Genomic DNA, 26335 nt, shown 5'->3' on the forward strand with positions numbered 1-26335 from the left:
GCTAAAATCCGTGGAAACGCGGCTACTACCGTTTATCCCCGCTACTGACCGTATCCTTAAAAAATGCAAAACTTTTTTTGAGAATATTTGGTTGATATATCAACCTATTATAAGTTTGCGACCATGATTACGAAAGTAGAAAATGATATAAAGGAAAAGATCGTCGGTTTGATGGACAAACTTGTGGTGTTCAACATCACCCATGTTTCGCACATGTTTGCCAAGAAAACGAATCGGGATCTGGCAAAATCCGGAATTTCGCTCCAGCTCGAACAACTTCCGGTTCTTTTTGTGGTAAACTGCTCGGTAGACGGTTTGCTGTCTCAACAAGACATTGCCAACATCCTACAAAAAGACAAATCGGGCATACAGCGTTCAATTCGGACCCTGGAGCGCGATGGTTACTTACGAATCACCCCCGATCATGTTGACCGCCGGAAGAACCTGATCCAGATGACACCAGCCGGAAAAATGATTGTCGACAAGATACTCGATACCGCCAAACAGTTTGATCAGGAAGTTACGAGTAAACTCGAACCCGAAGAAGTCGATACCCTATTAAGGCTTTTACGGAAAATCACGGCCCTGATCGAAGCTTGATTTTTTTTGAAGAAATAGTTGACATATCTACTGTTGACATATCCACAATTTAAGTTTTTCTTTTTTTAGTACAATTATGAAAAGGCTATTTGCTTTTGTTGCCTCCTTTCTGCTGACAGCTTCTGCTCCCAGCTGGGCACAGACGGACTGGACGCTAAAAAAATGCATCGATTACGGTCTGCAACATTTTGGCACCGTACGGATTGCGCAGTATCAGGTAGAAACGGCCAACCAACAGGCCCGGCAGGCATTAGGACTTTACTTGCCGCAGGTATCGGGGTCGGCAACCTTTACGGATAACGTCAAGCTGCAAACCTCAATTTTACCGGCAGGACCGCTGAATCCGGAACCGATTCGGATTACTTTTGGGCAGAAATACCAGAATAACATCGTTGCTCAGGCGAGCCAGCCGATCTATGATCGTTCGCTCTTGCTGGGTTTGAAAGCCGCCAAGCCGAATCAGCAACTGGCCGAGCTGAACACGCGCCAAACCCGGGAAGACGTTATTTATAACATCGCCAGCAACTACTACCAGGTTTTTATCAGCCAGCAGCAGATTGCGCTTTTGAAAGACAATCTGGAGCGTACCCAGCAGGTTTTGAACGTGCTGAAACTGCAACGCGATAATGGCGTAATTCAACCCGTCGATTATACCAACACGGAGGTCAGCTTCAACAACACGCGCTCGCAGCTGACGTTGGCCGAAAATGACCTGAATCTGGCCCTGAACCGGCTGAAATACCAGATGGGTCTTCCGCAGGATCAATCCCTAACGTTGTCGGACTCCTTGTTGATGAAAGTGGCACCGGCGCTTGAACCAAGCCAGTTTGACGCTAAAAGTCTGGTTACTTTTCAGCAGGGCGAAACGAATCTGGAATTGCAACGCCTGCAATTGCAACGCATTCGGGCTGGTTATCTGCCAACCCTGAACTTATCAGCGAATTACGGTACGCTCAACTTCGCCAATCAGTTTGAGAATGCGTTTAAAAACTTCCTCGGTTTTGGGAGCATCGGTTTGCGGTTGAACGTCCCCATCTTCGACGGTTTTCAGCGGGATGCGCAGGTTCAGCAGCAAAAGCTAACGGTGTTGACCCAAGAAGAGCAACAACGCCTGAACACGGCGGCTTATCAACTTCAGTTCAACAACGCCCAATCGCAGATTCAACGCGCCCAGGCAAATGTTCAGAACGACGACCGGAACGTGAAACTTGCTCAGGAAGTGTATAACATCACCACTTTGCAGTACAAGCAGGGCACCAAACCGTTGACCGACCTGATCAATGCCGATAACTCCTACCGGCAATCCCAGTCGAACTACATCAATTCGCTCATTAATTTCTACCAGGCCCGGCTGGATTTAGAACAATCACAGGGCACTTTGTTAAACTTCTATAATCAACTCTAAGAATACAACCGAAGCAATATCATGAAAAAGTCAACCATCATCGTTGTACTAGCCTTTGTGGCCATTACCGCGCTCATCGGCTTCCGACTGGCTTCCAACAAGAAGACCATCGATGAGAAAAACAAGCAGCCGACGAACACGAACGTTGCCATTCCGGTGACGATTACACGGGTTGAAGAAGGTGAGGTAAACCAGCAACTCGTTAAAACCGGTAACCTGATTCCCTTCAAGGAAGCCAGTATCACGGCCACCACAGCCGGTCGTGTGACCCAGGTTAACTTTAATCTGGGCTCACAAGTGCGCCAGGGATCGGTTCTGGTGCAACTAGACAACAAACTGAAAGAACTGTCGCTGGAAGCAACCGAGCTGAACATCGGTAAACTGAAAAAAGACGTTGCCCGGTATAACACGCTGCTGGCCGGAAACGCCACAACGGAAATTCAGGTAAACGAGACCAAATACAACTACGAGAACGCGGTCAATCAGGCTGAGCAAATCAAAAAGCAGATTCAGGATGCGAACGTAAAAGCCCCGATTAGCGGTCAGATCGTAAAGAAAGACATCGAACCAGGCGAATACATCTCTCCGGGCACGGTGCTGGGTACGGTTTTGGACGTGAACCGTTTGAAAGTGAACGTACTGGTCAATGAAAGCGACGTGTATCAGCTGCGTAAAGGGCAGTCGGTACGCATTACAGCCGATGTTTTCCCGGGTAAAACCTTCAGCGGCCAAATCTCATACATTGCCCCGCAGGGCACTGAAGAGCACAACTACCCCGTCGAAATCACGATGGCTTCGGCAGGCGGTCTGAAAGCTGGTACGTTTGTCAACGTCGATTTCTCGCAGAAATCCAATCAGAAGGCGCTGCAAATTCCGCGTACGGCTCTGGTAGAAAGCATCAAAAACCCGTATGTATACGTGGTGGAAGGAAACGTGGCGAAACAACGCAAGATTAAAGTTGGCCGGGAGTTTGGCGATACCATTGAAGTGCTGGAAGGCTTGTCGGCTGGCGACCAGGTGGTCGCTACGGGTCAATTGAACCTGAGCGACGGTAAAGCCGTACAAATTACAAAATAAGAGGTACAAATTAACAAGTAAGTGTATGGGCTAAGGCCCGCACGTACCATACAATTACCATTATGTCTATATCCGAAATAGCCGTCAAACGACCCCTGCTGGTTATCACGGTCTTTATCGTACTGATTCTGTTCGGTGCGTTGAGCTACCAGCAGTTGTCCTATAATTTGTTGCCGAAGTTTGAGGCCAACGTAATCAGTGTGGCTACAACTTACCGGGGTGCTTCGGCTGATGAGGTCGAAACTAACGTGACCAAACGCATCGAAGACGCTCTGTCGTCGCTCGAAGGACTGGACCGCATGACGTCAACGTCGCAGGAAGGTGCTTCCATCGTGATCGTTCAGTTGAAAAACGGCGTCAGTACCACGCTCGCTCAACAGGATGCACAGCGGAAGGTCGAACAAATCCTGAACTTGCTGCCCGACGATACCGATCGACCCATTATCAATAAGTTCTCCACCGACGAACTTCCGGTATTGCGGATGGGAGTCACGGCAGATTTGCCCCCCACGGCTCTCTATGACCTGGTTGATGACAACATCAAACCCCAGTTGTCAAACGTAGCAGGTGTGGGGCAGATCAACATCATTGGCGGAAACGAGCGTGAAATCCAGGTCAACGTTAACCAGGAAAAACTCCGGGCTTACGGTTTGTCAATCGGGCAGGTATCGCAGGCCATTGCGGCTGCCAACACCAGCTACCCCGCCGGTCAGGTCGAAACCCGGGATGCACAGTATTCCATTCGCTTTGATGCGTCCGTGGAAACCACCAATCGGATGCGGAATCTGATTGTGGCCCGCCGGGCCAACGGTAGCCAGATTTTGCTGAAAGATGTAGCCGAGGTAGTTGACGCCACCACCAAACCGACCGCCATCAACCACATCAACGCCCAGCCGTCGATCGGCTTGCAGGTTCAGAAGCAATCGGATGCCAACGCCGTATCGGTGAGCCAGCTGACCCAGGAGCGAATCAAGCAACTCGAGAAGCAGTACAGCAACGTTAATCTGAAGTTTAACATTGCCGCCGATCAGTCGGTCTATACCCTGGCTTCGGCCGATGCGGTGGTGTTTGATATGGGGCTGGCCATCCTGATTGTATCGGTCGTGATGCTGTTGTTTCTGCACAGCTTCCGGTCGGCCATGTTCGTTCTGGTGGCGCTGCCTTCGTCCATGATTCCGACCTTTGCGCTCATGTATTTGATGGGCTTCTCACTGAATTTGATGACATTGATGGCCCTTTCGCTGGTGGTAGGGATTCTGGTCGATGACTCGATTGTGGTTTTGGAGAACATCAACCGTCACCTCGAAATGGGGAAAGACAAGCGCACGGCGGCTCTGGACGGGCGGAGTGAGATCGGTTTTACGGCCCTGGCTATTACGCTGGTCGACGTGGTGGTATTCGTACCGCTGGCGATGACGGGGGGCCTGATCGGGAACATCCTCCGCGAGTTTGCGCTTGTGGTCGTATTCTCTACCCTGATGAGTCTGCTGGTATCGTTTACGCTGACGCCGTTGCTGGCCTCGCGGTTTGGTAAAGTTGAAATTCTGAGCCGAAGCTCACTCTGGGGCCGCCTGAACCTGGGCTTCGAAAACATGATTACGCGGTTGACCGAAGCATACGGCCGGATTCTGGCGTGGGTGCTGGGCCACAAACGGTATATTTTCCTGGCGACCATCGCTCTGCTGGTGGGCTCCATAGCCCTGGTTCCTGCCGGTTTCATCGGCGGTGCTTTCATGCCGCAAAGCGATATGGGTGAAATGGCCGTCAACATCGAACTGGCGCCAACGGCTTCGATCTATCAGACCAACGCCGTTGCGCAACGGGCCGAGCAGATCATCATGAAACACCCGGAAGTCACCAACGTCTTCACCAACGTTGGCTATACCAGCAGTGGAATTGCTACGTCCTCAAACAGTAACATCGCGGATATCAACGTAAAACTGACCGACAAAAAAAACCGTACCATTTCAACGGAAGAGTTTGGCCAGATTCTGAAAGAGGAAGTTGGCAAGATTCCGGGCACAAAAGTAACGGTGAGTCCAGTTGGTATTGTGGGGGCGCAACAGGCTCCGATTCAGATTGCCGTAAAAGGAACGAACCTGAAAGATATCCGGGAAGCAGCCGCTCTTGTGATGAACGTCACCAAATCGGTGCCGGGAACACAGGACGTGAAGTATTCGGTGAAAGACCCGAAACCGGAAGTAACCGTGAACCTCGACCGCGAGAAGATGGCGCAACTGGGGATCAATGCTTCCGATGTCGGTATGGCGCTCCAAAATGCCTTCCGGGGTAACGACCAGTCGAAGTTCAAACAGAACGGCAACGAGTACGATATCTTGATTAGCCTCGATAGATTCGATCGCACGAATGCACAGGATATCAGCCGCCTGACGTTTGTCAACAACCAGGGTAAATCATTCGAACTCTCGCAGTTTGCTCAGGTTCAGGAACAGATTGGTGAAAGTGTTCTGGAGCGAATTGACCGGCTATCGTCGGTAACCGTCAACGCCCAGGTTGTGGGTCGTCCGGTGGGCACGGTGGGTACTGATATTCAGACCAAGATGGCGCAGCAAAAACTGCCGGAAGGTGTTTCAATCCAATATTTAGGTCAGCTGCAACAACAGGGCGAAGCCTTCGGTAGCTTGGGTCTGGCGTTGATGATCGCCATCCTGCTGGTGTACTTCATCATGGTAGCGCTGTACGAAAGCGTGGTTTATCCGTTCGTCGTCTTGTTCTCAATCCCGGTAGCCCTGATTGGTGCCTTGCTGGCGCTGGCACTGACGATGGAAAGTCTGACGGTTTTCTCGATTGTCGGGATGATCATGTTGCTCGGTCTGGTGGCCAAAAACGCCATTCTGATCGTTGACTTTGCCAACCAGTTGAAAGCCGAAGGCCACGATGTCATTCACGCGCTGATTGAAGCCGGTAAAGAACGTCTGCGCCCGATTCTGATGACAACGCTGGCGATGATTCTGGGGATGTTGCCAATTGCTCTGGCGAGTGGTGCCGGTGCCGAAACCAAAAACGGAATGGCCTGGGTCATCATCGGCGGTCTGACGTCTTCGATGCTGCTCACGCTCCTGGTGGTACCGTCTATGTATCTGGTCGTTGACCGGCTGATGGCCCGCTTCAGTGGCAAAAAAGTAAAGCCGAAAAAACCGCAGGAACTGGAAGTTGCGAAAGCCATAGACTGATCCTGCACAAGAAGAATAGCTAAAAGCCCGCAAACCGCCCTAAGTGGTTTGCGGGCTTTTTAGTTGGTTTGTAGCTATCCAATGACTGTTTTTTCATCCATCCATCAACTATCTTAGGGTCTGCTTTCTTAACCGAATTTTTAGTTCAACTTATGACAACCCAACCTCTAACCATTCCAAGCCTCAAAGCCCAGATGTACGGCGGCCTCGCTTTTTTAGTAGGACTGCCTTTGCTAATTCTGCCCTTTTACCTGCTTTGGTCCTTTGATCTGTCGGCCTGGAGCCAAGCGTCGCTGGCTGACTATGCCTTACTGATCGTCGGTTTCTTTGTTGGAACCATCATTCATGAGTTAATTCATGGCCTGACGGCCCTTTGGTATGGTCGGTTGAGCTGGGCCGACATCAAGTTTGGCATTCAATGGAAAAGCTTCACACCGTATTGCCATCCCAATAAGCCTTTGCCCGCCCGAATTTACCGGGTTGTGGTTGTGATGCCGCTGATCGTGCTGGGTCTTCTGCCGTACCTGGTGGCCCTGGTTACCGGACACACCCTTCTGTTAGGTCTGGGAATATTTTTCACCCTGGCTGCCAGCGGTGACCTGATGATTTTGTGGCTGATGCGCTCCCTAAATGCTGACGAGTGGGTGCAGGATCACCCCTCCCAAGTTGGGTTGCTGGTGCTTGAAGAACCTCCTCAGTCGAAACTAGGTTAACCTTTTTGATTTTACTGATCCGGCCCGCCGGGCTAACTTTTTCCGATGTTTACGGAAAACTGCTTCCTCCGCTTACCAACAAACAAGCACCCATCATGCAAAAGCGCGGGCTTGCCCAGCAGTAGCAAGCCCGCGCTTTTACGCTCTAATTTTCAAAAAGCGGCTTAATCTTGCCGAACCGTGCTGGAACCCGACAGGCGGGATTTCAGTTCAGGTGCTCCCCGATACCGTACGCTGCTGGCTCCGCTGGCGATTACATCCAGCCGTTTCGAAACCCGAATGCGGGCCGTGCTGGCACCGGATAAATCCAGTTCGGCTTCGTCCACGGGATAGTCGTAAGCTTCCAGTTTGCTGGCCCCCGACAGATCGCCGTATAACAACCCACCCGCTCCTTTCAGATCCAGGTCCGATGCACCCGATAAATCGATATTCGTCCGGGCGGCATCAACATCGAAGCTCGCACGGGAAGCACCCGACAACCGGATATCCAATTCGCGCAACCTCTGAAAACCAATCACCTCCGAACGCGATGCGCCGGAAAAATCAACGCCCCGCAGCGTTGGCATCGTGATCATAAATGACACATCGTAGCGACGGTTGCGCAGGTTGTTCCGGTATTTGGCATACAGTGTACCGTTGCGGGTATAAATATCCAGATCATCCAGATCCCGACGGTTTCCACGAACTTCAATATCGAAACGGCTCCCCTCCTGAACGGTTATCTGGAAAGCGCTTCCCATATCAAGTCGGTCAAAATTGGATAGTCCGTACGAACGCTCATCTTCTTCATAAGGCCCAACCCGTTCAAAATCGCAGGAGGTCAGCGACACCAGGGTTAGAATAAACAATGCGGATAAAATGGACGAAATTTTCATGACTGTCATAGCGGTTTTTAAACGGTATCTGTTGTTTTATGCAGCTATGACCCGCGCCCAGAGCCATACCCCTATCCGGCAAGAAAAAAAATAACAGCCGATAAGGCGAAATAAGAAAAAGGCCCAACTCAGCACTATATGGCTAAATTGGGCCTCTTCGATTAAGCAACGTAATTTGGGACTTGTATCAATCTAAATCTGGTCAGGCAACGGCTTGTTCTGCCCGCCGTTCAGCTTCAAAGATTACCGCAGTTTTGGTAAGGCAGTAGCCCTGCTTTTCAATGGTTTTAGCAAACGTCGATTCGTCCATCAAATCCGCCGAACCAATTTTTTCCAATGACCCCAACTGGGTCCGAACATCGTCAGGTATAACCGTAAAATCGGGCTGTGGTGTGTGTTTCAGCCAAACCTGACATTTTTTTTTCGTACAATAATACCCGCGAATATGCATGACCTAATGAAATTTGGCGCCCCGAACGATAAGCTCCAGGGCATTTATAATTAATTACAATCGATTTCAAGTATCATTTCTGCTAAATCCGCCACCAAACTGCACGCAAACCATTCTCCTCTTCTTTCAGCCTTTATTTATCAGACATTAAATTAAACAAAACAAGTGGTATTTGTTCTCATTTTGCTCAAATAGCACCAGTTAACCTTAATTATCTTTAAATCAGGCAAACTATCCCCCGAATCTTCACAAGGGAAAAGAAATTTCCTTATGAGCTTTGTTTCGGAATAGAACTCTTACTGGGTAAGGTATAACCCGATTGGGACCCAAATGTTTGGAACGATTCTCTATTTTTTCCTCCTTGATGCAATGGACCACACACCTCTGGGACCTATTACGGGCATTTTGTAGCTTCTGATCTCCAAAAGCATTAAAAAGGAATTAAGTGGGCAGAAACGAATTAGAACGTAATTAAAAAAAGAGGCTTTTCAACCTCTTTTTTGATACCCAGGAAGGATTTGGACAAGTTTGTCCCATCAAACACAAACTCCTTGCAGCCATGTCACTCGCCCTCATTATTCTCACCGTCTTACTGGTTATTCTCACCGGCATTGTTCTCGATAGCCTGATCGCTTACCATTTCCGCGTGAAAAATGAAGTCGTCAATGCCATGATACAGGTCTGCATTAAGATGGTTGACGATCCAGGCTTATTGATGGTGCTGACCACGCGGAGCAAAGATTACTCCGACGAGCAGGCCTTAAATCAGATTAACCATTGGCTACAAGCCAATGAAAACCGTTATTTACATACTATAATGAGCCACGCGAAGGAACGGGCAATGTGGTAGGCGACTCGTCACTCAGACCACTCCCGCGCTATTCCATCAGCCAGATGCGATCGGTTTCGGCCCCCTGTTCCGTCCATTCCACCAACACCCGCTGCGATTCCAGCGTATTGACCCGTTTGCCGCTGTAATCGGGTTTGATCGGCAAGTCACGGTTGTAGCGCCGGTCAACCAACACCAGCAGTTCAACGGATAAGGGTCTGCCAAACGCCGTCATGGCATCTAGGGCAGCTCGTACCATCCGACCGGTTGCAATAACATCGTCGATCAGAATCACTTTTTTATTTTCGATCAGGAAAGGGACCAACGTATTGTTGGGGCGCAAGGGTAGTTCGCGCCGACGGAAATCGTCCCGATAAAACGTTGCGTCTAAAAAACCCAGCGGAATTTCTTTCTTTAAGGTTTGATTCAGTTCAGCCACGATACGCTTGGCAAAATGAATACCACGCGGCTGCATGCCTAACACAACGGTATCAGTAAAATCCTGGTGATTTTCAATCAGTTCCTGGCACAATCGGCTGATCACAATCTCCAGCAACGGGCTGGCAAGAATAAGACGTTTCTGATTCATGAACGAAAGATAGTAGTCGGTTTTCAGTTTTCGGTTTTCAATGGGTGTTTTTTGTTGATTTGTTTCTGCGAACTTTGCAGGCTACTAACAGGACCGACGGAAACTTAAAAACCGTTTCTTATGAAATTTCTCATTGCTGGGCTCGGCAACATCGGGCCGGAATATATGTTTACTCGTCACAATGCCGGATTTATGGTAGTGGATCGCCTTGCTGCGCAATACGGTTTCAGCTTTAGTCTGAATCGACTGGCGTACACGGCCGAGTGGCGGCATAAAGGAAAAATCATTCACCTGATCAAACCCACCACTTACATGAACCTCAGTGGGCGGGCCGTAAGCTCGTATTTAAAGCAGTTTGCTATCCCGACTGAGAATCTGCTGGTTGTTACGGATGACAAGGATCTGCCATTCGGCAAACTACGCCTGAAACCCAAAGGTTCGGCAGGCGGCCACAACGGATTACGAAATATTGATGAAGTGTTAGGCTCGCAGGAATACGCCCGGTTACGGTTTGGTATTGGCAACGATTTTATGAAAGGACGGCAAGTTGATTTTGTTTTGGGCAAATTTCCGGAGGACGAAATGGAGCAATTACCCCAACACCTCGACCGGGCCGGTGATGCCGTAATCAGTTTTTGTACTTCCGGACTACAACACACGATGAATTTTTTCAACCAATAATATAAATTTTTGAAGATTTTTCAGAAATTTTGAATAAAAATTTCCTTTGGCAGAATTGTGCATTTTGAAGTATTTTGTTTTAAAATACGCCCTAAAAAGCACACAGAAGACCCTATAAATAGTTACAAATCAATACCATACCGTACCGATAATTTAAAATATTTTAAAAATAAAATTTGTACTCTTAAAATTTATTGCGATATTTGCATTGTCCTTAAACGAAAGGGCAATTGAACAAAATCAGGAAATTATCAGTTAATTTAGAAATTCTGATTTTGATTTGTTACTTCTGAAAACAAGTTACGTCTTAAGTAAGGTTGCCACGAAAAATAGCACCGATTGATGTAAAGAAACAGAAGGAAAACAGTAAAAAGAAGAAAAGGTTAAGGGTTTAGGAATAGTCAGTATAAAGCCTCTCGCAGTGATCGGGAGGCTTTATCTTTTTATAGACATTTGATGACACCGATTAAAGGATAGCCTTGTATTGCAGCAGCGAATCCTAATTCATCCTTTAATCGGTGTCATCTTACAGGAGCCGCCCGGCAGTTCTAAACTAGGACACCGTTCCGCCGTTCCAGACCGCTTTATCCGGGCTGATTAATGACAGGCTACCATCACGGTCTTCGGCCATCAGAATCATGCCCTGCGATTCAAGGCCCATCATCTTGCGAGGGGCCAGGTTCGCCAGGAACGTCACTTGCGTACCGATGAGCTTTTCGGGTTCAAAATGCTTGGCGATTCCACTCAAAATCTGGCGCTGACCGGTTCCGTCATCCACCTTCAGTTTCAGCAACTTGTCACTTTTCGGAACGCGTTCCGCTTCCACGATGGTCCCGATCCGAATGTCCATCTTGGCAAAATCGTCGTATTGAATCACCGGTTTAGCTTCCGGTACGGTTTTAACGGCTAGTTCGTTCATGCGTTTGGCTTCGTGCAGTTTAACTATTTGTTGGTTAATCACATCATCTTCCAGCTTCTCGAACAGCAGCACCGGTTCGCCCAGGGCATGGCCTGCAGGCAGCAAATCTGCCTTCCCTGCGTTGATCCAGTGGAAGGCCGTGCCGGTGGCATCTTCCCGCGTTATATTCGCGGCATTCAGCAGGTTACGGAGTTTTTCCGCCGTGAACGGCATGAACGGTTCGCAAACGATACTCAGATTGGCCGAAATCTGTAGGGCAATATTCAGGATTGTGTTGACGCGCAGCGGGTCGGTTTTGGCAACTTTCCAGGGTTCCGTTTCGGCCAGGTATTTATTGCCCAGCCGTGCCAGATCCAGCAAATAGCCCAATGCTTCGCGGAAACGGTATTGTTCAATAGCCTGCCCAATACGGTCCGGAAACTGCGCCAGTTCGTTCAGTACCGCCTGATCAACTTCTTCCAACTGGCCTTTGGGCGGCACTTTTCCTTCGCAGAACTTCTGGGTCAGTACCATCGCCCGGTTTACAAAATTGCCAAACACCCCAACGAGTTCGCTGTTGTTGCGGGTCTGAAAATCCTTCCAGGTGAATTCGCTGTCTTTGGTTTCGGGTGCGTTGGCCGCCAGTACATAACGCAGAATATCCTGCTTGCCCGGCAATTCCTCCAGGTATTCGTGCAGCCAGACGGCCCAGTTGCGCGAAGTCGAAATCTTGTCACCTTCCAGGTTCATGAATTCGTTGGCGGGTACGTTATCGGCCAGAATATAGGAGCCTTCGTGCATCAGCATCGCCGGGAAAATGATGCAGTGAAACACAATGTTGTCTTTCCCGATGAAGTGAACAAGTTTCGTGTCTTTATCGCGCCAGTACAGCTCCCAGTCGCGGCCCTGCTGCTCGGCCCATTCCTTGGTCATCGAGATGTACCCGATCGGCGCATCAAACCAGACGTACAACACCTTCCCGTCCGTATCCGGTAGCGGCACTTTGATACCCCAGTCGAGGTCGCGCGTCATGGCGCGCGGCCGCAGCCCTTCTTTCAGCCACGACTGACACTGCCCCATCACGTTGGTTTTCCACTCGGGGTGGCTGTTGACGTATTCCTCAATACGCGGCTGCATCCGGTCGAGGGGCAAATACCAGTTTTTAGTTGCTTTCAGCACGGGTTTGGAACCGGAAAGCATCGAGCGCAACGGTTCTTTCAACTCCGTTGGGCTGAGCGTTGAACCGCAGCGTTCGCACTGATCGCCGTACGCATTCTCGTTGCCACAAACCGGGCAGACACCGATAATGTAGCGGTCGGCCAGAAACTGCTTGGCGGTTTCGTCGTAATACTGTTCCGTAATTTCTTCCGTGAAATTGCCGCTCTCGTGCAGCTTCGTAAAAAACTCCCGTGACGTTTCGTGATGAATCGGTTTGGACGTCCGGGAATAAATGTCAAATGAAATTCCGAACTCCTCAAACGACCGTTTGATCTGAACGTAGTATTTATCAACCACTTCCTGCGGAGTGATGCCTTCTTTTTGCGCGCGGATGGTAATCGGGACACCGTGTTCGTCGGTGCCACTAATGAAGGCCACGTCCTTGCCCGTTGCCCGGAGGTACCGCACGTAAATATCGGCGGGCAGGTAACAACCAGCGATGTGTCCGATGTGAATCGGGCCGTTGGCATAGATCAGGGCCGCCGTGACGGTATAGCGTTGCGGATTTTCTAATGACATGTGATTTGGTTTACGGTTTTCGATTTACGGTTTTGGCACCGAAACAACGGCCGGGCCAGCTTGCCACCAGCGTCTGAAGCGTGAATCCCCAACCTATATTTTGGCGCGAAATTAGCAAATCGGCGGCAAACGTTGTTATGTTTACAAATCGGATGATGCGGCCCGGGTCAAAGTGAATGCAAAACAACGGGCCGGTTATGGATAACAACATGGAAACCACGAATAATTTCCTGAACTGGGTTGAAAACCGTTAAATGACTTCATCACTGCCTGACATTACCCTCATCACCGGTGCCAATGGCCTCATCGGCAGCCATATCATTCGACGGTATCTGGAAGCGGGCCGAAAAGTAGCCGCGCTCCGCCGGACCGGCAGCGATTTGCACCTACTGAACGATATTCAGGGTCAGATTACCTGGCTCGAAGGCGATATTCTCGATATTCCGGCGCTGGAAGAAGCCCTGCAAACCGTTCAGGCCCACGGCACCGTCGACGTGGTACACGTAGCCGCCATGATTTCGTACGCACCTAAAGACCGTAAGCGCATGGAGAAGGTCAACGTGGAAGGCACGGCCAATGTGGTGAATATGTGTTTGTCGAAAGGAATTCGGAAACTAGGCTATGTTAGCTCCGTGGCCGCCGTGGGCCGCCCGGCTGTCAAGGGAGATGCGAATAAAACCATGCTGATTGACGAAAAACAGCGCTGGGAGGAATCTCCGCAAAACTCCTTTTACGGGCAAACCAAATACCGGGCAGAACTGGAAGTCTGGCGCGGAATTGCCGAAGGGCTGGATGCCGTCGTGGTCAACCCGTCGCTGGTGCTGGGCGAGGGCGACTGGACGCGCAGCAGTACGCAACTGTTCAAATATGCGTTCGACGAAAAACCGTTTTATCCGGCGGGTATCGTCAACCTGGTCGACGTGCAGGACGTGGCCGAAGCAGTTTTTCAATTGATGCAAAGCCCGATCACCGCCGAACGGTTTATTCTGGCCGCTGTCAGCCTGCCTTACAAATCGTTTCTGGATAAACTGGCGGATGCCTTTCATAAAAAAAAGCCCCAATACGCTGTCTCACCGAAGCTGACCAAACTCTTGTGGCCCCTTGAAGCGGTCCGTTCCTGGTTTACGGGAAAGGCCCCGCTGATCACGCGTGAAACCGCCCGCTCGGCGTCGGGCCTGTACCAATACGACGGCCGGAAGATTGAAAAGATGCTCCCTTTTCGCTACCGCCCCATTGACGAAACGATTCAGCGAATTTGTATGTTCTTCCTACGTAACCACGGCCAAAAACCGTAGGTGTTTGACGGCCAAAATGGTTAAAATCCTGATCACCAATTCGTGTCGAAAAAGGATAAAAACCAGTGGCTACATTTTTTGCCGGAATGGTTGCGAAATAGATTATTAGTTGTATATTTCTACTACATTTCCACGCCCAAGAGAGGTGTATAGTATATACGTAACCCCTGTACGATGTGAATATGGAGCAAGAGTTTGAGGAAAGAGAAAGCGAAATAAAGGCCTCACTACAGCGGTTTGAAAGTATGCTGGAAGGCACTGAATCCCAATTTTTCGACCTGGATGTTTACGAGCAGATGGTCGAACATTACATGGAAGAAGGCGATCTGGAAAAAGCCATGAAAGCCTGTGAATCCGGCCTTGAAAATTTCCCCTACTCGCTGGAACTGATGTTGGACAAAGCCCAGTTACTCGCCACCAACGGCAAGTTTGACCAGGCCCTGAATCTTCTCGATCAAGCCGCCCTGTATAATCCGAGTGATCCCGATCTTCAGTATATGCAGGGTACGATCAGTAACCTGGCGGGCAACTACGAACAATCGGTGGAAATTCTGAGCGATTTACTCGAGCGGGCTGACGAAAAAGACGACATTCATTTTCAGATCGGGCAGACCTACCAGAACTGGGGCAAATACGAGCAGGCCATTGAGAATTACAAGCAATCAATTCACTACAACATTAACAACGAGAACTCCCTGTACGAACTGGCTTTTTGCCTGGACTTGATGGGAGAACTGGAAAACAGCCTGGATTACTACCAGCAATTGATCGATCGGGACCCGTATTCCCACAATGCCTGGTACAACATCGGTATTGCTTACAGCAAGCTCAACCGTTATAAAGAAGCCGCCGAAGCGTACGACTACGCAACAATTATCAAGGAAGACTTTGCGTCGGCTTACTTTAACCTGGGCAACACGTACATGAACCTGGCCGAGTATGTCAAAGCCGAGGAAGCGTACCGAAACACCTTGAAGTACGAAGACGCCACGCCGGAAACCTATTGTTACCTGGGTGCCAGCCTGGAAAAGCAAAACCGGTACGGTGAAGCTATCACCCGCTACCGCGACGCCGTTCATCTGGATAACCTCTGGGACGAAGGCTATTACGGTATTGGCGTATGTTTGAGCGAACTGGGTAAATGGCACGAATCCATTCCGTTTCTGCGCAAAGCCCTCAAACTGAATGAAAAAAACGCCGAATACTGGCTGGCGCTGGCCGAAACCGAATACAAATTAGGCAACGGAATTTCGAGCATTGAAGCGTTTGAAAAAGCCGTTGAAGCGGACCCCACCAACGTGGATGTCTACCTGCAATGGTCGCTGGTGCTGTTTGATCAGGGGGATTTTGGCCGGGCGCACGAAATCATTGAAATGGGCATTGAAGAGCTGCCGCAGGAAGCGGACCTGTATTACCGGGCCGTGATTTACCTCATTCACGCTGGCTCATACCGCGAAGCCCTGGTCAGTCTGGAAGCCGCGCTGACGCTCAATTACGAACAGCACATTCAACTGTTCGATTTTTTTCCGGAGCTGGAAAAACAAAAAGCGCTCTACAAAATCATCGAGCAATACCGCAAAAACTAACATAACGGCAAAAAAGCCACTCTTTTCGGGGTGGCTTTTTTGATGGGCATAGTTTTTGCAATCGACTGGGCAAGACTACTCCCAACATCGTTATGACTAAGACGGTTTGCTCACTTTTCTTTATCTTCCTTATCGGCCTTGCCACTTCACCTTCTCTTTTAGCCCAGAACAGGCTCAAAAAAGTCACCTATTCCGACGGCAGCGTTCGGCAGTTCTTTTATGATGCAACCGGCAAACTAACGCGGGAAGAACTCACCCGCAACCAGGAAGCGTTGAGCCAGATTCAGCACAGTTTCGGTAGCACGGGTAAACTGGCCACCTATTCAATGCAGTACACGCATCCCGAAGCCCCCTGGAACTACGGTTATGCGGAGCAATACAAGTACAGTCCAGAGGGACGTTTGAATGCCAAAGAGCGCTATGTGCTTCGCAAAAACGCACTCTCAAACCAGCCGGATAGAACGTTATTTTTTACCGACTCGCTGATTTACAGCACTACCGGCAAGGTTGTGGGCCGTCAACGATATACCTACGCCGTTCGGGGAGAGGCCGCAGGCTCCTCGCCCATCACGATGGCAACCCACCAGTACCGGTACGATGATAAGAATAATCTGGTTGAGGAAACCATCACCACAGTACCCCTGCAACGCAGCGCAGCTGCCAGCACCCAGACCCGCCGGATTGTATACGACTATGATACCCGGCCCAACCCATACGGCCTGAACGATTGCCCGGTTTTTGACCAGGTGAGCTGGTCGAAAAATAACTGCGTCCGGGCTTCCACTTATCAGGTCAACGCAGGAACACAGACCAAGCCCGAGGTGAGCGAATTCCGTTATGTATACAATAACAACCTGCCGATTAGAAGAGTACAGGCTGCCAACTCAACGGTTCTGGAGCAATACGAATACGAAGCGGTTTCAAAGTAACTACGGCTCGGTCGGCGACTGAGCCCGTTTTTTCAATTCGTACGTGTGGGCCGGAAAAACCATCAGAATATCGTTTTCGTCAAACGCTTTCTTGACGGCTTTGATGGCTTCGCTCAGGGCCCTGGTTGCATCGGCTTTGGTTGGATCGATCCAGAACCACACCAGAAACTGAATCATTTCGAGCGAAACGCCCTTGTAATGCATTTCGACCGGCTTGTCTTTGCGGATGAACGGCAATGCTTTCACGGCGCTGATGGCCACTTGCTGGCCTTGCTCAAATCATCAAGGTGCGAAACGCCCGCGTTCAATTCGATGCGTCGGCCCCCGGTGCGGGAGAAATTGATAATCGGCTTCTGGAAAACATCCTTACTCGGTATTTCAATGGTTTGGCCCCCGCCATTATCGAGCACAATCGAGCGGAGCTTAATGCTGACAACCCGCCCCTGAAACCCGTTCGTGTCGACACTATCGCCGACTTCGATGGGGCGCTGAATGGCGATAATGGTACCTGAAATAAAGTTGGCCGTCAGATCCTGGAAGGCAAAACCGATAGCCAGCGCCAGCACCCCGGCTCCGGCCAGCAGGGAAGCGACGGTTTTTTCCAGCCCCAGAATGTCCAGCGCAATGAACAGTCCAAGGGTCATCACCACCACCTGAGCAACCGTTCCGGTCAGGTTAATCAGGGAGAGGTTGTTGCTAAACCGATCAAAGCCCCGTACAACCAGCCGACGAAAATACCGGGAGATGAAGTTGAAGACAAAAACAACCAACAGCGCCACGATCAGATTCGGCACCAGTACCACGGCCGTTTTCCCCCACCCTTCCAATCGTTCAAAAATGAGTCGCGCTACTTCTCCCAAATTTACCATATGATAAAAAACGTTCTATACGACCTTCACAACGAAGCCAGTACCGATCTGTTTCACAAAGTCAATGCCGCCTACATATAGCCTCAAACCCATTCCAGCAGTTGCTCCGTCCGGATGCCGTGAGCACAGTAAAAATGGCCCAGCGGGCATTTTTTTCGGCCGTGTAAGCTACAGGGACGGCATTCAAGGAGTTCTTCAATCTCAACCAGGTGCGAATCGTCGGCCAACGGCCCAAAGCCAAACTGAGGAACTGTTGAACAAAAGATAGCCGTTGTGGGGGCATTGACCGCCGACGCCAGATGCAGCGGAGCCGAATCGTTGACAAAATTCATCTGCGCCCCCTTCATCAAAGCTGCCGACGCCAGCAACGATAGCTTCCCCGCCAGATTCACCACTTTTTCCCGGCTTCCTCCTTTTCGAATCCGTTCAATAGCCTCCGAATCTGTCGGAGCGCCCAACATATAAACGGTCAGATGCTCCGGCAGCCGTTGCAGGAAATCAATCCAACGGACTTCCGGATATTGTTTCGTATACCAAACCGAAGTAGGGGCCAGACAGATGTAGGGCTCCGACTGATACAGCTCAACCTGGTCAAAATCAGCGGATGACGGGTACAATTTAGGCTTAAACGCGGATCGATTGGTAAACCAACTCACCAGCTCGGTATTGCGATCTACTTCGTGGATGCCGGGTGCAATCCGGTGTTCAATGCGGTGCGTAAAAAAACGGGAAAACGGATTTTTGCTGAATCCGACGGTTTCGGCAGCCCCCGATAAAGCCGTCAGCAAGCCGGTTGCCCCAAACCGTTGAAGATTGATAATTTTATCATACCGGCGGGCCCGAATCAGGCGCAGCAACCGCATCAAATCGCGGTATTTGCCATTTTTTTTGTTCCAAATTAGCACTTCGCTCAGGTGAGGATGATTTTTCAGCAGCCCCTCATTACCCTTACGAAGCAAAAAATCGATGGTCGCATCCGGAAAATGAGCGCGCAGTTTTTCCACCAGCGAAGTGGCCAGAATAACGTCACCAATAAAAGCGGTTTGAATAATTAAAAACCGAGCAGGTTGGTTCATTGGGCAAGTTTCGGAAACGATGGGCTGGGAAACAACCCCTAGCGCCCTTTTAATGTATATTGAACCGACGCAACGCCTTGAATAGGCCTTCGGCCATAAGCCGGAATATAGATAGCCGTATTTTGTAAGTCCGGTTTGTTCTCAAAAAACCGGTTAGCCTGTATACCCACATCTAACGTCACTTGCGGCAGAATGTTCACACGAAAACCGCCGGTAATGCCAGCACTTAGTAAATATTTCCCGGATTTCCCTTCGGCTTCCCAAGGCGGACAAGGCCCTATAATACAATTGATAACGTTCACGGATTTTCCGGCCTGTTCAAGATAGCCAGCAGTTAGATGGGGGCTGATAAAAAAACGGAATCGTCCCGTTGGGTTAAAATACGCTTTTGCGCCCACCCGCAAATACCCCCCCCTGGATTTGCCCTCCCAATAATAGGACCCGCTCTCCCAGTTTGGGGAATGATATTGGGGAAATGTATAGCCCGCGTGTATAAACAACTCCCGTTCGGCATTGCGCAGGAGGGTCGCGTTGAGTTCGATGGTCCGGTCGAACAACGGAAAGAGATTGAGACCGATCTGCGGAGCCATTCGCTGCGCCATCAATCCGTAACTCAGTAGAAAAAAACCGGCGAACAGAGTAGAGATTGTCTTCATCGTTTCTATGTGATGAAATTTTCTTTGACTAAATTTAGTTCTTAATTCTATACCAGTCACGGCACCGTGCGGGAAATTACTCATCGGTGTTTTGTCGTCAGACTCTGTGTATCAAACAGGGTTCATCAGAATGGAAGATTACGAATTATATACATTACCGAACGGAATCCGGATTGTTCATAAACAAGTACCGCATACCCAAATTGCCCACTGCGGCATCATGCTCGACATTGGCAGCCGCGACGAACTACCCCAACAGGAAGGCCTGGCTCACTTCTGGGAACACATGGCTTTTAAGGGCACGAAAAAGCGCAAGTCGTTTCACATTATCAATCGGCTCGAAACCGTCGGGGGCGAATTGAATGCCTACACGACGAAGGAGAAGGTCTGTTTTCACGCGTCGGTGCTGGGTCTGCATTTCGAAAAAGCCACCGAGTTACTGGCCGATATCTCGTTTCATTCGGTTTTTCCCGAAAAACAGATCGAGAAAGAACGGAGCGTGATTCTGGAAGAAATGGCGATGTATTACGATTCGCCCGAAGATGCTCTCCAGGACGATTTCGATCAGGTGGTGTTCAAAAACCATCCGCTGGGTGGCAACATCCTCGGCACGCCCGAAACCGTCCGCTCCTTTACCCGCGACCAGCTTCAGCAATTTATCAGCGAAAACCTGGACACTGAGCGAGTGGTCTTCTCGTCGGTCAGTAACTTGCCGTTTAGCAAGGTCAAGAAAATTGCGGCCAAGTACCTCAGCGACATTCCACACCGAACGTCCGAACGGAAACGACTGGCCCCGGGCCTCTACGAGCCGCAGCGGGTCACCGTTGAACGTCCCATCACGCAGGCTCAATGCGCTATCGGTCGTCCTTCCTACGCGCTGGCCGACACCCGCCGGCTGCCGTTTTTCATGCTGGTCAACCTTCTTGGTGGGCCGGGCATGAACTCCCGGCTCAACATGAACCTGCGGGAAAAATACGGCCTGGTGTATTCCATCGAAGCCAGCTATACGCCTTTTCTGGACACCGGTTTTCTGGGGCTCTATTTCGGAACTGATCAGAAGCACCTCGACCGCAGCATCACACTGATTGGCCGGGAGATGAAAAACCTGCGCGAAAAAACGCTCACTAAATTGCAGTTGCATAACACCAAAGAGCAGTTGATGGGTCAGCTGGCCATGTCCGAAGAAAGCAACCAGAGTTTTATGCTGACGATGGCCAAGAGCATTCTGGATACGGGCAAGCTGGACTCTCTCGAGGAGATTTTCGGCGAAATCCGTCAGGTCGATGCCGACTTGTTGCAGCACCTGGCGAATGAAATGTTTGACGAAACCCAATTGAGCCACCTGATTTTCGTGCCAGAACCGGACGAAAACGAATAATTTTTGTCAAAATCCCGGCGTAAATTCCGTTCACCAGAGCGCCAACAAAATAGGACCGGCGCATTCCCGTTAACAGAATAATCGTACTTTTACAAAACCACCGGATTCGTTTCGCTGGCTCAAAGCAACCCCCGTAAACAGGCATGGATTTTTTGCCACCTGATATTTTAGCTTATTCCGAAGCGCATACCTCCCCCGAAAGCGAGCTATTGCGTCAACTCAACCGGAACACCAACGCCCGGATGCTCTATCCCCGAATGTTGTCGGGGCATATGCAGGGGCGGTTTCTGTCGATGATTTCCCGCATGCTCCGCCCCCGGCGGATTCTCGAAATTGGAACATTTACCGGCTATTCGGCCCTTTGCCTGGCCGAGGGAATGAGCAGCGACGGAACGCTTATTACCCTTGAAAAAGACGACGAACTGGAAGACTTCGCCCGTTCGCACTGGAATCAATCGCCCGTTGGGCATCTCATCGATTTACGACTAGGCAAGGCCGTTGAACTGATCCCCACCCTCGACGGGCCGTTCGATCTGGTGTTCATCGATGCCGACAAAGAAAACTACAGTTTGTATTACGATCTGGTTTTCGACAAAGTGCGAACCGGTGGCATCATTTTAGCTGATAATGTGCTGTGGAGCGGGAAGGTCGTCCGCCCAATTGGCAACGGACGAACCGCAGCCAAACGACGGGCTGACAAAGACACGCAGGCTGTGCTTGATTTTAACCGCAAAGTGAGTGAAGATCCACGAGTTGAGCAGATTCTGCTGCCGGTTCGGGATGGAATAATGATGATTTACAAACAATAACAGCGTATGAAAAAGAGATTATCCCTTCTCTCTCTCCTTCTTTTCGTTAGCTCTTCCCTCCTTTTTGCCGGCTATCCGCCGGTTCCTGCCGATGTGCCCAACTCGGTTCGTTTTGCGGACCTGAACGTCCGTTTCGATGAAGGGGCCCGGCGGATTATCAAACAAGATATGATGGCGTTGATCCAGTCGAATAAGAAATACTGGGATGCCAAGCTCGACCGAGTCCTACTTTATTTTCCGCTCATCGAATCCATTTTGCTGGAAGAAGAAGTGCCGGTCGATTTAAAATACCTGGCGGTGCAGGAAAGCTCGCTCACGCCCGATGCCGTCTCGGCTTCGACAGCCGTTGGCTACTGGCAGTTCAAAAAAGAAACTGCCACGGACCACGGCATGCGCGTCGACGACGAAGTGGACGAACGCAAAAGCATCGTGGCCTCCACCCGTGGCGCTGCTCGCTATTTCAAACGCAACAATACGGTATACAACAACTGGGTTTCTTCGCTGTATTCGTATTACCTGGGTACCACGGGTATCAGCAAACTCGTACCGCCCGATTGGGCGTATGCCAGAGAAGTAACCTTGAATGAAAAAACGGATCGGTACATCCTTCGGTTTTTTGCGCACAAATTTGCCCTGGAAAGCGCCTTACCTGACTACCGCTCCAGCAATGTACTGACCCTGGTGGAGTACCCACACGGCAGTGGAAAAAAGGTCAACCAAATTGCCAGTGACCTCAACATCAATGAAATAGAGCTTCGCAAATACAACCGCTGGATTCTGGGTGATGACATTCCGGCCGATAAGGAGTACGTACTGGCCATTCCGGCCACAGGTGACCAGGCCGCTGCACTCCGCCGTTACGTAAAACAAACCAAACCCGCGCCCGCTCTTCCGCCGAAAGCACCCGTAGCCGCCAAATTTGATACGGGCTTTCCTATTCTGCGGAAGGTGAACTACTCGCGTGGCAAACCGGATGTGGTTCTGTACGAAATTAACGGGTTACCGGGTATCCAGGCGCTGGCAGGCGACAATGCTGCGACGCTGGCACGAAAAGCCCGGATCAGTGTTTCGAGTTTCCTACGTTATAACGACCTGACTGACCGTGATCCGATTACGGAAAATGAAGTCTATTACCTGTCGAAAAAAATGCGGAAAGCAACGGTTCCTTACCACACGGTACAGGTGGGCGAAACCGTCCGCAGTATTTCGCACATGTACGGGCTCCGCCTGAAAAAACTGCTGCGTTACAACCGCATCGACCGTTCTGACCGGTTGCAGGTGGGTCGGGTGATGTGGTTACGCGAACGGCGTCCGGGTAATAAACCGGTTGAAATCATCAAAACGCCGACCAATCCCGCACCCGCACCGACGTCGAGCCCCATTGCATCGCAACCCAGCGCGGATGATTCCCGCTTGAGCCAATCGTCGTCTGCGGAACGGCCCGCCAACACCATTCCCCGAAATGCTTCGGAGCGGAAACGGTACACGCCCAAGCTGGTAGAATCGAAAGATGCACCCGCTCCGGCAAACACAAGTCCGCAGGTAGCAGCCAACAGCCAGCCCGCAGAACCCGTAACCAGCCCGGCTCCCGAGCCTTCCTCTGCCCCGGTAGAACCTGCCACGGTTACCACGCAAACCAGCGGCTCGACGCAACGTGTGGTGATTGTTCGGCCAGAAAAAGCGAATGCAAGCGATTCAGATTGGGGGCCAACTCCGACCCAAACGTCTTCGCCCTCGACTACGGCAAGCCGCCAACCCGCGCGCAAACCCGTCGAGTCGGCCCCGGCAACCGCCAGTGCCCGGCGTCCAGTGAGTGAATCCCCGTCGACGGAGATAACTTCCAGTACAAGCCGTTCTACGTCGGTAACGCCCACGACCAGCCGCCCCGCCAGTTCCCGTTCGTTGACCCACAAAGTGGAACCCGGGCAAACCTATTATAGCATTTCACGGCTGTATGGTGTATCCGTCAATGATCTGCTCGCCTGGAACAACCTGACCCAGAACGACAAACTGGCGGTTGGACAACACCTAACCATTAAGTCAGAAAACGGGGCTTCAAGCTCCGCCCCGGCCGCTGTCAGCACCAACAACAGTCGCTCGGCGGATACGAAGGTATCGGAAGAGATTTTGTACCATACCGTTCAGAAAGGCGAAACCCTGTACCGGATCTCAAAACAGTACGACGTAACGGTTGAGCAGATTCAGACCTGGAACCAGCTATCATCTGGTGGTGTTAATGTGGGTCAGCAATTGAAAATAATTAAGAAATAAGCGTACATGATTCTCATCGACAATACTTGCATCAGTGATGACGTAGCCGAGAAGTTTTTTGTCTGTAATCTCGAAAAGTGCAAAGGAGCCTGCTGCGTGGAAGGTGATATGGGAGCTCCGCTGGAAGAGTCAGAGTTGGCGGTTTTGGAGGATATTTATCCGCAGGTAAAACCGTACCTGATGCCGGAAGGCGTTAAAGCCATTGAAAAACAAGGCATGTACGAATCCGACGGTGACGACGGTTTTGTAACGACTACCATTGACGGCCGTGAATGCGTTTTTGCCACTTACAATGAACGGGGTATTTTGAAATGCGGTATTGAGGAGGCTTACAACGACGGAAAAGTTGAGTTTAAGAAACCGATTTCGTGCCACCTTTATCCAATCCGTATCACCAAATACGATAGTTTTCACGCGCTCAATTATGACCGCTGGCCCATTTGCAGCCCGGCCTGCGGTTTTGGCGAACAGTTGGGTGTTCAAGTGTACAAGTTTCTGAAAGAACCCCTGATCCGAATGTACGGACCTAAGTGGTACGGCGAGCTGGTGCAGGAGATCGAAAACAAGTAATAGTGATTTTGGATGGCCCAGCGCGATTACTTTGCAGATGTTTACGACGTGGTCCGGCTTATTCCGCCGGGCCGCGTAACTACCTACGGAGCGATTGCCCGTTACCTCAGTTTACAGGCGGGAGCACGCATGGTAGGCTGGGCCATGAATGCCGCACACGGCCACGACGTACCGGCCCACCGGGTTGTAAACCGCATTGGGGTCTTATCGGGCAAACATTTTTTTGGCAGCCCAACCGCCATGCAGGATTTGCTGGCAGCCGAAGGAGTGACGGTAAAAGACGATCAGGTTGAGCAGTTTGATCAGGTACTCTGGGACCCTTCCACCGAACTCCTGCAGTAAGGCATCAAAGGAGCTGAGACCAACGCAGACTGGGCACTTCCAGAAAGCAGGTTTGCATACTGATCACCAGGTGATTATAATCGTCCATCAGATTTGGCTTCTGCAAATAACCGTTTGCCCCCAAGCTATAGGCTTTCTGCACCAGATCTTCCTCAATGGAAGTAGATAACATCACCGTCGGAATGTGTTTCAATGCCGGGTTGGTTTTGATGGCTTCCAATACTTCAATGCCGCTGATCCGGTGCATATTAACATCCAGAATAATCAAGCCACATTTGGTTACGTCTTCAGTGGCACCTTCCTTACTAAGCAGACTTTGCATCAACTGATCGCCATCCTCAAATTGAATGACCTGATACTTGGACCCGATATTCTGGAAAGCCCGAAGTATGAACTGGCGGTCGTCTTCGTCATCATCAACGATAAAGACCGAAATTTTGCGTTGTAAAGAAGGGGTGTTCAAATATCTGGCCGATTGTGGCATTATCGTATGATCGTTCAGGGGCGTAAAACCGATTAGTAGAAACAAAAAGGCGTAACTCACTGGATAATGAAATATCGAACCAACCAAATGCGATTGTTCTCAAGGATTCACTAACCTATTTGTTAGAAATGCCTTTACTTAATAACCGTCCCAGTTCCAGTTTGTTTTGAACTAAAAATACAATTATTTCAACCATTTCACAAATTATCCAGGTACTTGCGCCCTCCCAGATACCGCATCTGACGGCTGATCTGACGAGTACGTTTCTGGATATAAGCCGACGGTTTTTTAATCGAGAACAGGCGGGGATTGGGCAACACAGCAGCAATGCGGGCAGCTTCCGGGCGGGTAAGTGTCTGGGAAGAGTGACCGTAATAACGTTGGGAAGCGGCTTCAACCCCAAACGTTAACGGGCCAGTTTCGGCCACGTTCAGGTAAACTTCCAGAATGCGTTTTTTTCCCCAGATCAACTCAATTAGAAACGTAAAATAGACTTCGAGGCCTTTCCGGACGTAGCTACGTCCATTCCAGAGAAACACGTTTTTGGCCACCTGCTGGGAAATGGTACTGGCCCCCCGTGGCCGTTTCCGGCGCTGGTTTTCCTTGATGGCATCCTGAATTTCGTCAAAATCAAAACCCCAGTGGGTGGGGAATGCCTGATCCTCCGATGCAACCACCGCCAGAGCCACTTCTTTGGAAATTTCGTCGTAGGATGTCCAGTCTTTGTATAGCTTGCTATCCTGATTCTCCGACGCGGCTTCCAGTTTTCGCGAAATCATCAGGGGTGTGATCGAAACCGGTAGGTATTTCAATAAAACCACCCAACCCAGCGAGGTTAAAAACAAAAACAGAATCAGTTTGACCACGAAACGAGCCGCCGTTTCCAGCCACGGAAGCTGGCGAATGGCACTACCAGCGCGCAGGGAGCGCCCCGAACGGGGAGGAATCGGATGAGGAGTTGACGAACGCAAGCGATTAACCGGACGAGGAGTATTCATGTAACGTAAAACTAATGAGGAAT

The 26335-nt window shown here is 50.3% G+C and carries 25 protein-coding genes; 15 read left to right on the forward strand and 10 right to left on the reverse strand.

The genetic code is table 11. The features are described 5' to 3' along the window. Positions 1–123 precede the first annotated feature (123 nt). The 5 genes from ACYVH9_RS15145 to ACYVH9_RS15165 all read left to right on the forward strand — a co-directional run bounded on the left by ACYVH9_RS15145 (position 124) and on the right by ACYVH9_RS15165 (position 6989). Positions 124–600 (forward strand): MarR family winged helix-turn-helix transcriptional regulator, encoded by a 477-nt coding sequence (locus ACYVH9_RS15145; protein WP_460637204.1) that lies wholly within the window; start codon positions 124–126, stop codon positions 598–600. 76 nt (positions 601–676) lie between these two features. Next, positions 677–2005: a TolC family protein gene (locus ACYVH9_RS15150; RefSeq protein WP_460637205.1), complete on the forward strand. Its 1329-nt coding sequence runs from the start codon at positions 677–679 to the stop codon at positions 2003–2005. A 21-nt stretch (positions 2006–2026) separates the two neighbouring features. Beyond that, positions 2027–3082 (forward strand): efflux RND transporter periplasmic adaptor subunit, encoded by a 1056-nt coding sequence (locus ACYVH9_RS15155; protein WP_460637206.1) that lies wholly within the window; start codon positions 2027–2029, stop codon positions 3080–3082. Positions 3083–3144: 62 nt separating this feature from the next. Then, positions 3145–6276, forward strand: coding sequence for an efflux RND transporter permease subunit (locus tag ACYVH9_RS15160; RefSeq protein WP_460637207.1), 3132 nt, complete (start codon positions 3145–3147; stop codon positions 6274–6276). Positions 6277–6428: 152 nt separating this feature from the next. Further along, a complete protein-coding gene (locus ACYVH9_RS15165) occupies positions 6429–6989 on the forward strand; it encodes a DUF3267 domain-containing protein (RefSeq protein WP_460637208.1) in 561 nt (186 codons plus the stop codon). Between the two features lie 164 nt (positions 6990–7153). On the opposite strand, the gene ACYVH9_RS15170 is transcribed toward ACYVH9_RS15165, so the two are convergent. Together ACYVH9_RS15170 and ACYVH9_RS15175 are read right to left on the reverse strand one after the other, a co-directional pair. Then, positions 7154–7864 carry a head GIN domain-containing protein gene (locus ACYVH9_RS15170; protein WP_460637209.1) on the reverse strand — a complete coding sequence of 237 codons (711 nt, stop codon included), beginning with the start codon at positions 7862–7864 and terminating at the stop codon, positions 7154–7156. Positions 7865–8066: 202 nt separating this feature from the next. Continuing rightward, positions 8067–8315, reverse strand: coding sequence for a hypothetical protein (locus ACYVH9_RS15175; RefSeq protein ID WP_460637210.1), 249 nt, complete (start codon positions 8313–8315; stop codon positions 8067–8069). Positions 8316–8874: 559 nt separating this feature from the next. On the opposite strand from ACYVH9_RS15175, the gene ACYVH9_RS15180 reads away from it, so the two are divergent. Further along, positions 8875–9165: a hypothetical protein gene (locus ACYVH9_RS15180; RefSeq protein ID WP_460637211.1), complete on the forward strand. Its 291-nt coding sequence runs from the start codon at positions 8875–8877 to the stop codon at positions 9163–9165. Positions 9166–9193: 28 nt separating this feature from the next. On the opposite strand, the gene pyrR is transcribed toward ACYVH9_RS15180, so the two are convergent. Further along, positions 9194–9733 (reverse strand): bifunctional pyr operon transcriptional regulator/uracil phosphoribosyltransferase PyrR, encoded by a 540-nt coding sequence (gene pyrR / locus ACYVH9_RS15185; protein WP_460637212.1) that lies wholly within the window; start codon positions 9731–9733, stop codon positions 9194–9196. A 120-nt stretch (positions 9734–9853) separates the two neighbouring features. Here pyrR and pth point away from each other — a divergent pair, with 120 nt between their 5' ends. Continuing rightward, complete coding sequence (gene pth, locus ACYVH9_RS15190; protein WP_460637213.1) at positions 9854–10414, forward strand: aminoacyl-tRNA hydrolase; 561 nt, start codon at positions 9854–9856, stop codon at positions 10412–10414. 553 nt (positions 10415–10967) lie between these two features. Here pth and metG read toward each other — a convergent pair. Further along, on the reverse strand, positions 10968–13049 hold the full coding sequence (gene metG, locus ACYVH9_RS15195) for a methionine--tRNA ligase (protein ID WP_460637214.1): 2082 nt from the start codon (positions 13047–13049) through the stop codon (positions 10968–10970). Positions 13050–13303: 254 nt separating this feature from the next. Here metG and ACYVH9_RS15200 point away from each other — a divergent pair, with 254 nt between their 5' ends. From ACYVH9_RS15200 to ACYVH9_RS15210, 3 genes are all read left to right on the forward strand, one after another. Beyond that, positions 13304–14344 carry an SDR family NAD(P)-dependent oxidoreductase gene (locus ACYVH9_RS15200; RefSeq protein ID WP_460637215.1) on the forward strand — a complete coding sequence of 347 codons (1041 nt, stop codon included), beginning with the start codon at positions 13304–13306 and terminating at the stop codon, positions 14342–14344. A gap of 182 nt (positions 14345–14526) precedes the next feature. Continuing rightward, complete coding sequence (locus ACYVH9_RS15205; protein ID WP_460637216.1) at positions 14527–15930, forward strand: tetratricopeptide repeat protein; 1404 nt, start codon at positions 14527–14529, stop codon at positions 15928–15930. 92 nt (positions 15931–16022) lie between these two features. Then, positions 16023–16859, forward strand: a complete 837-nt coding sequence (locus ACYVH9_RS15210; protein ID WP_460637217.1) for a hypothetical protein — start codon at positions 16023–16025, stop codon at positions 16857–16859. Here the strand turns inward: ACYVH9_RS15210 and ACYVH9_RS15215 are convergent, their stop codons facing one another. The 4 genes from ACYVH9_RS15215 to ACYVH9_RS15230 all read right to left on the reverse strand — a co-directional run bounded on the left by ACYVH9_RS15215 (position 16860) and on the right by ACYVH9_RS15230 (position 19460). Further along, positions 16860–17105, reverse strand: a complete 246-nt coding sequence (locus ACYVH9_RS15215) for a hypothetical protein (RefSeq protein ID WP_460637218.1) — start codon at positions 17103–17105, stop codon at positions 16860–16862. It abuts the gene before it with no gap. Then, on the reverse strand, positions 17102–17728 hold the full coding sequence (locus tag ACYVH9_RS15220) for a mechanosensitive ion channel family protein (RefSeq protein WP_460637219.1): 627 nt from the start codon (positions 17726–17728) through the stop codon (positions 17102–17104). The genes ACYVH9_RS15215 and ACYVH9_RS15220 overlap by 4 nt, the downstream gene beginning before the upstream one ends. An 83-nt stretch (positions 17729–17811) precedes the next feature. Then, complete coding sequence (locus ACYVH9_RS15225; protein ID WP_460637220.1) at positions 17812–18804, reverse strand: glycosyltransferase family 9 protein; 993 nt, start codon at positions 18802–18804, stop codon at positions 17812–17814. Between the two features lie 38 nt (positions 18805–18842). Then, complete coding sequence (locus tag ACYVH9_RS15230) at positions 18843–19460, reverse strand: hypothetical protein (RefSeq protein WP_460637221.1); 618 nt, start codon at positions 19458–19460, stop codon at positions 18843–18845. 130 nt (positions 19461–19590) lie between these two features. Here ACYVH9_RS15230 and ACYVH9_RS15235 point away from each other — a divergent pair, with 130 nt between their 5' ends. The 5 genes from ACYVH9_RS15235 (at position 19591) to ACYVH9_RS15255 (ending at position 24830) form a co-directional block, all read left to right on the forward strand. Next, entirely contained in the window at positions 19591–20838 is a 1248-nt protein-coding gene (locus ACYVH9_RS15235) for a M16 family metallopeptidase (RefSeq protein WP_460637222.1), read from the forward strand. A 143-nt stretch (positions 20839–20981) separates the two neighbouring features. Continuing rightward, complete coding sequence (locus ACYVH9_RS15240; protein ID WP_460637223.1) at positions 20982–21647, forward strand: O-methyltransferase; 666 nt, start codon at positions 20982–20984, stop codon at positions 21645–21647. A gap of 6 nt (positions 21648–21653) precedes the next feature. Then, positions 21654–23918, forward strand: a complete 2265-nt coding sequence (locus tag ACYVH9_RS15245) for a LysM peptidoglycan-binding domain-containing protein (RefSeq protein WP_460637224.1) — start codon at positions 21654–21656, stop codon at positions 23916–23918. 6 nt (positions 23919–23924) lie between these two features. Continuing rightward, a complete protein-coding gene (locus ACYVH9_RS15250; protein WP_460637225.1) occupies positions 23925–24488 on the forward strand; it encodes a DUF3109 family protein in 564 nt (187 codons plus the stop codon). 12 nt (positions 24489–24500) lie between these two features. After that, the gene (locus ACYVH9_RS15255) at positions 24501–24830 is read left to right on the forward strand and encodes an MGMT family protein (RefSeq protein ID WP_460637226.1); all 330 of its coding nucleotides are present in this window, start codon (positions 24501–24503) and stop codon (positions 24828–24830) included. 4 nt (positions 24831–24834) lie between these two features. Here the strand turns inward: ACYVH9_RS15255 and ACYVH9_RS15260 are convergent, their stop codons facing one another. Beyond that, positions 24835–25374, reverse strand: a complete 540-nt coding sequence (locus ACYVH9_RS15260; protein ID WP_460637227.1) for a response regulator — start codon at positions 25372–25374, stop codon at positions 24835–24837. Between the two features lie 137 nt (positions 25375–25511). Continuing rightward, a complete protein-coding gene (gene mtgA / locus ACYVH9_RS15265) occupies positions 25512–26312 on the reverse strand; it encodes a monofunctional biosynthetic peptidoglycan transglycosylase (RefSeq protein WP_460637228.1) in 801 nt (266 codons plus the stop codon). Between the last annotated feature and the right edge of the window lie 23 nt (positions 26313–26335).

It is taken from the genome of Larkinella harenae, assembly GCF_054780515.1.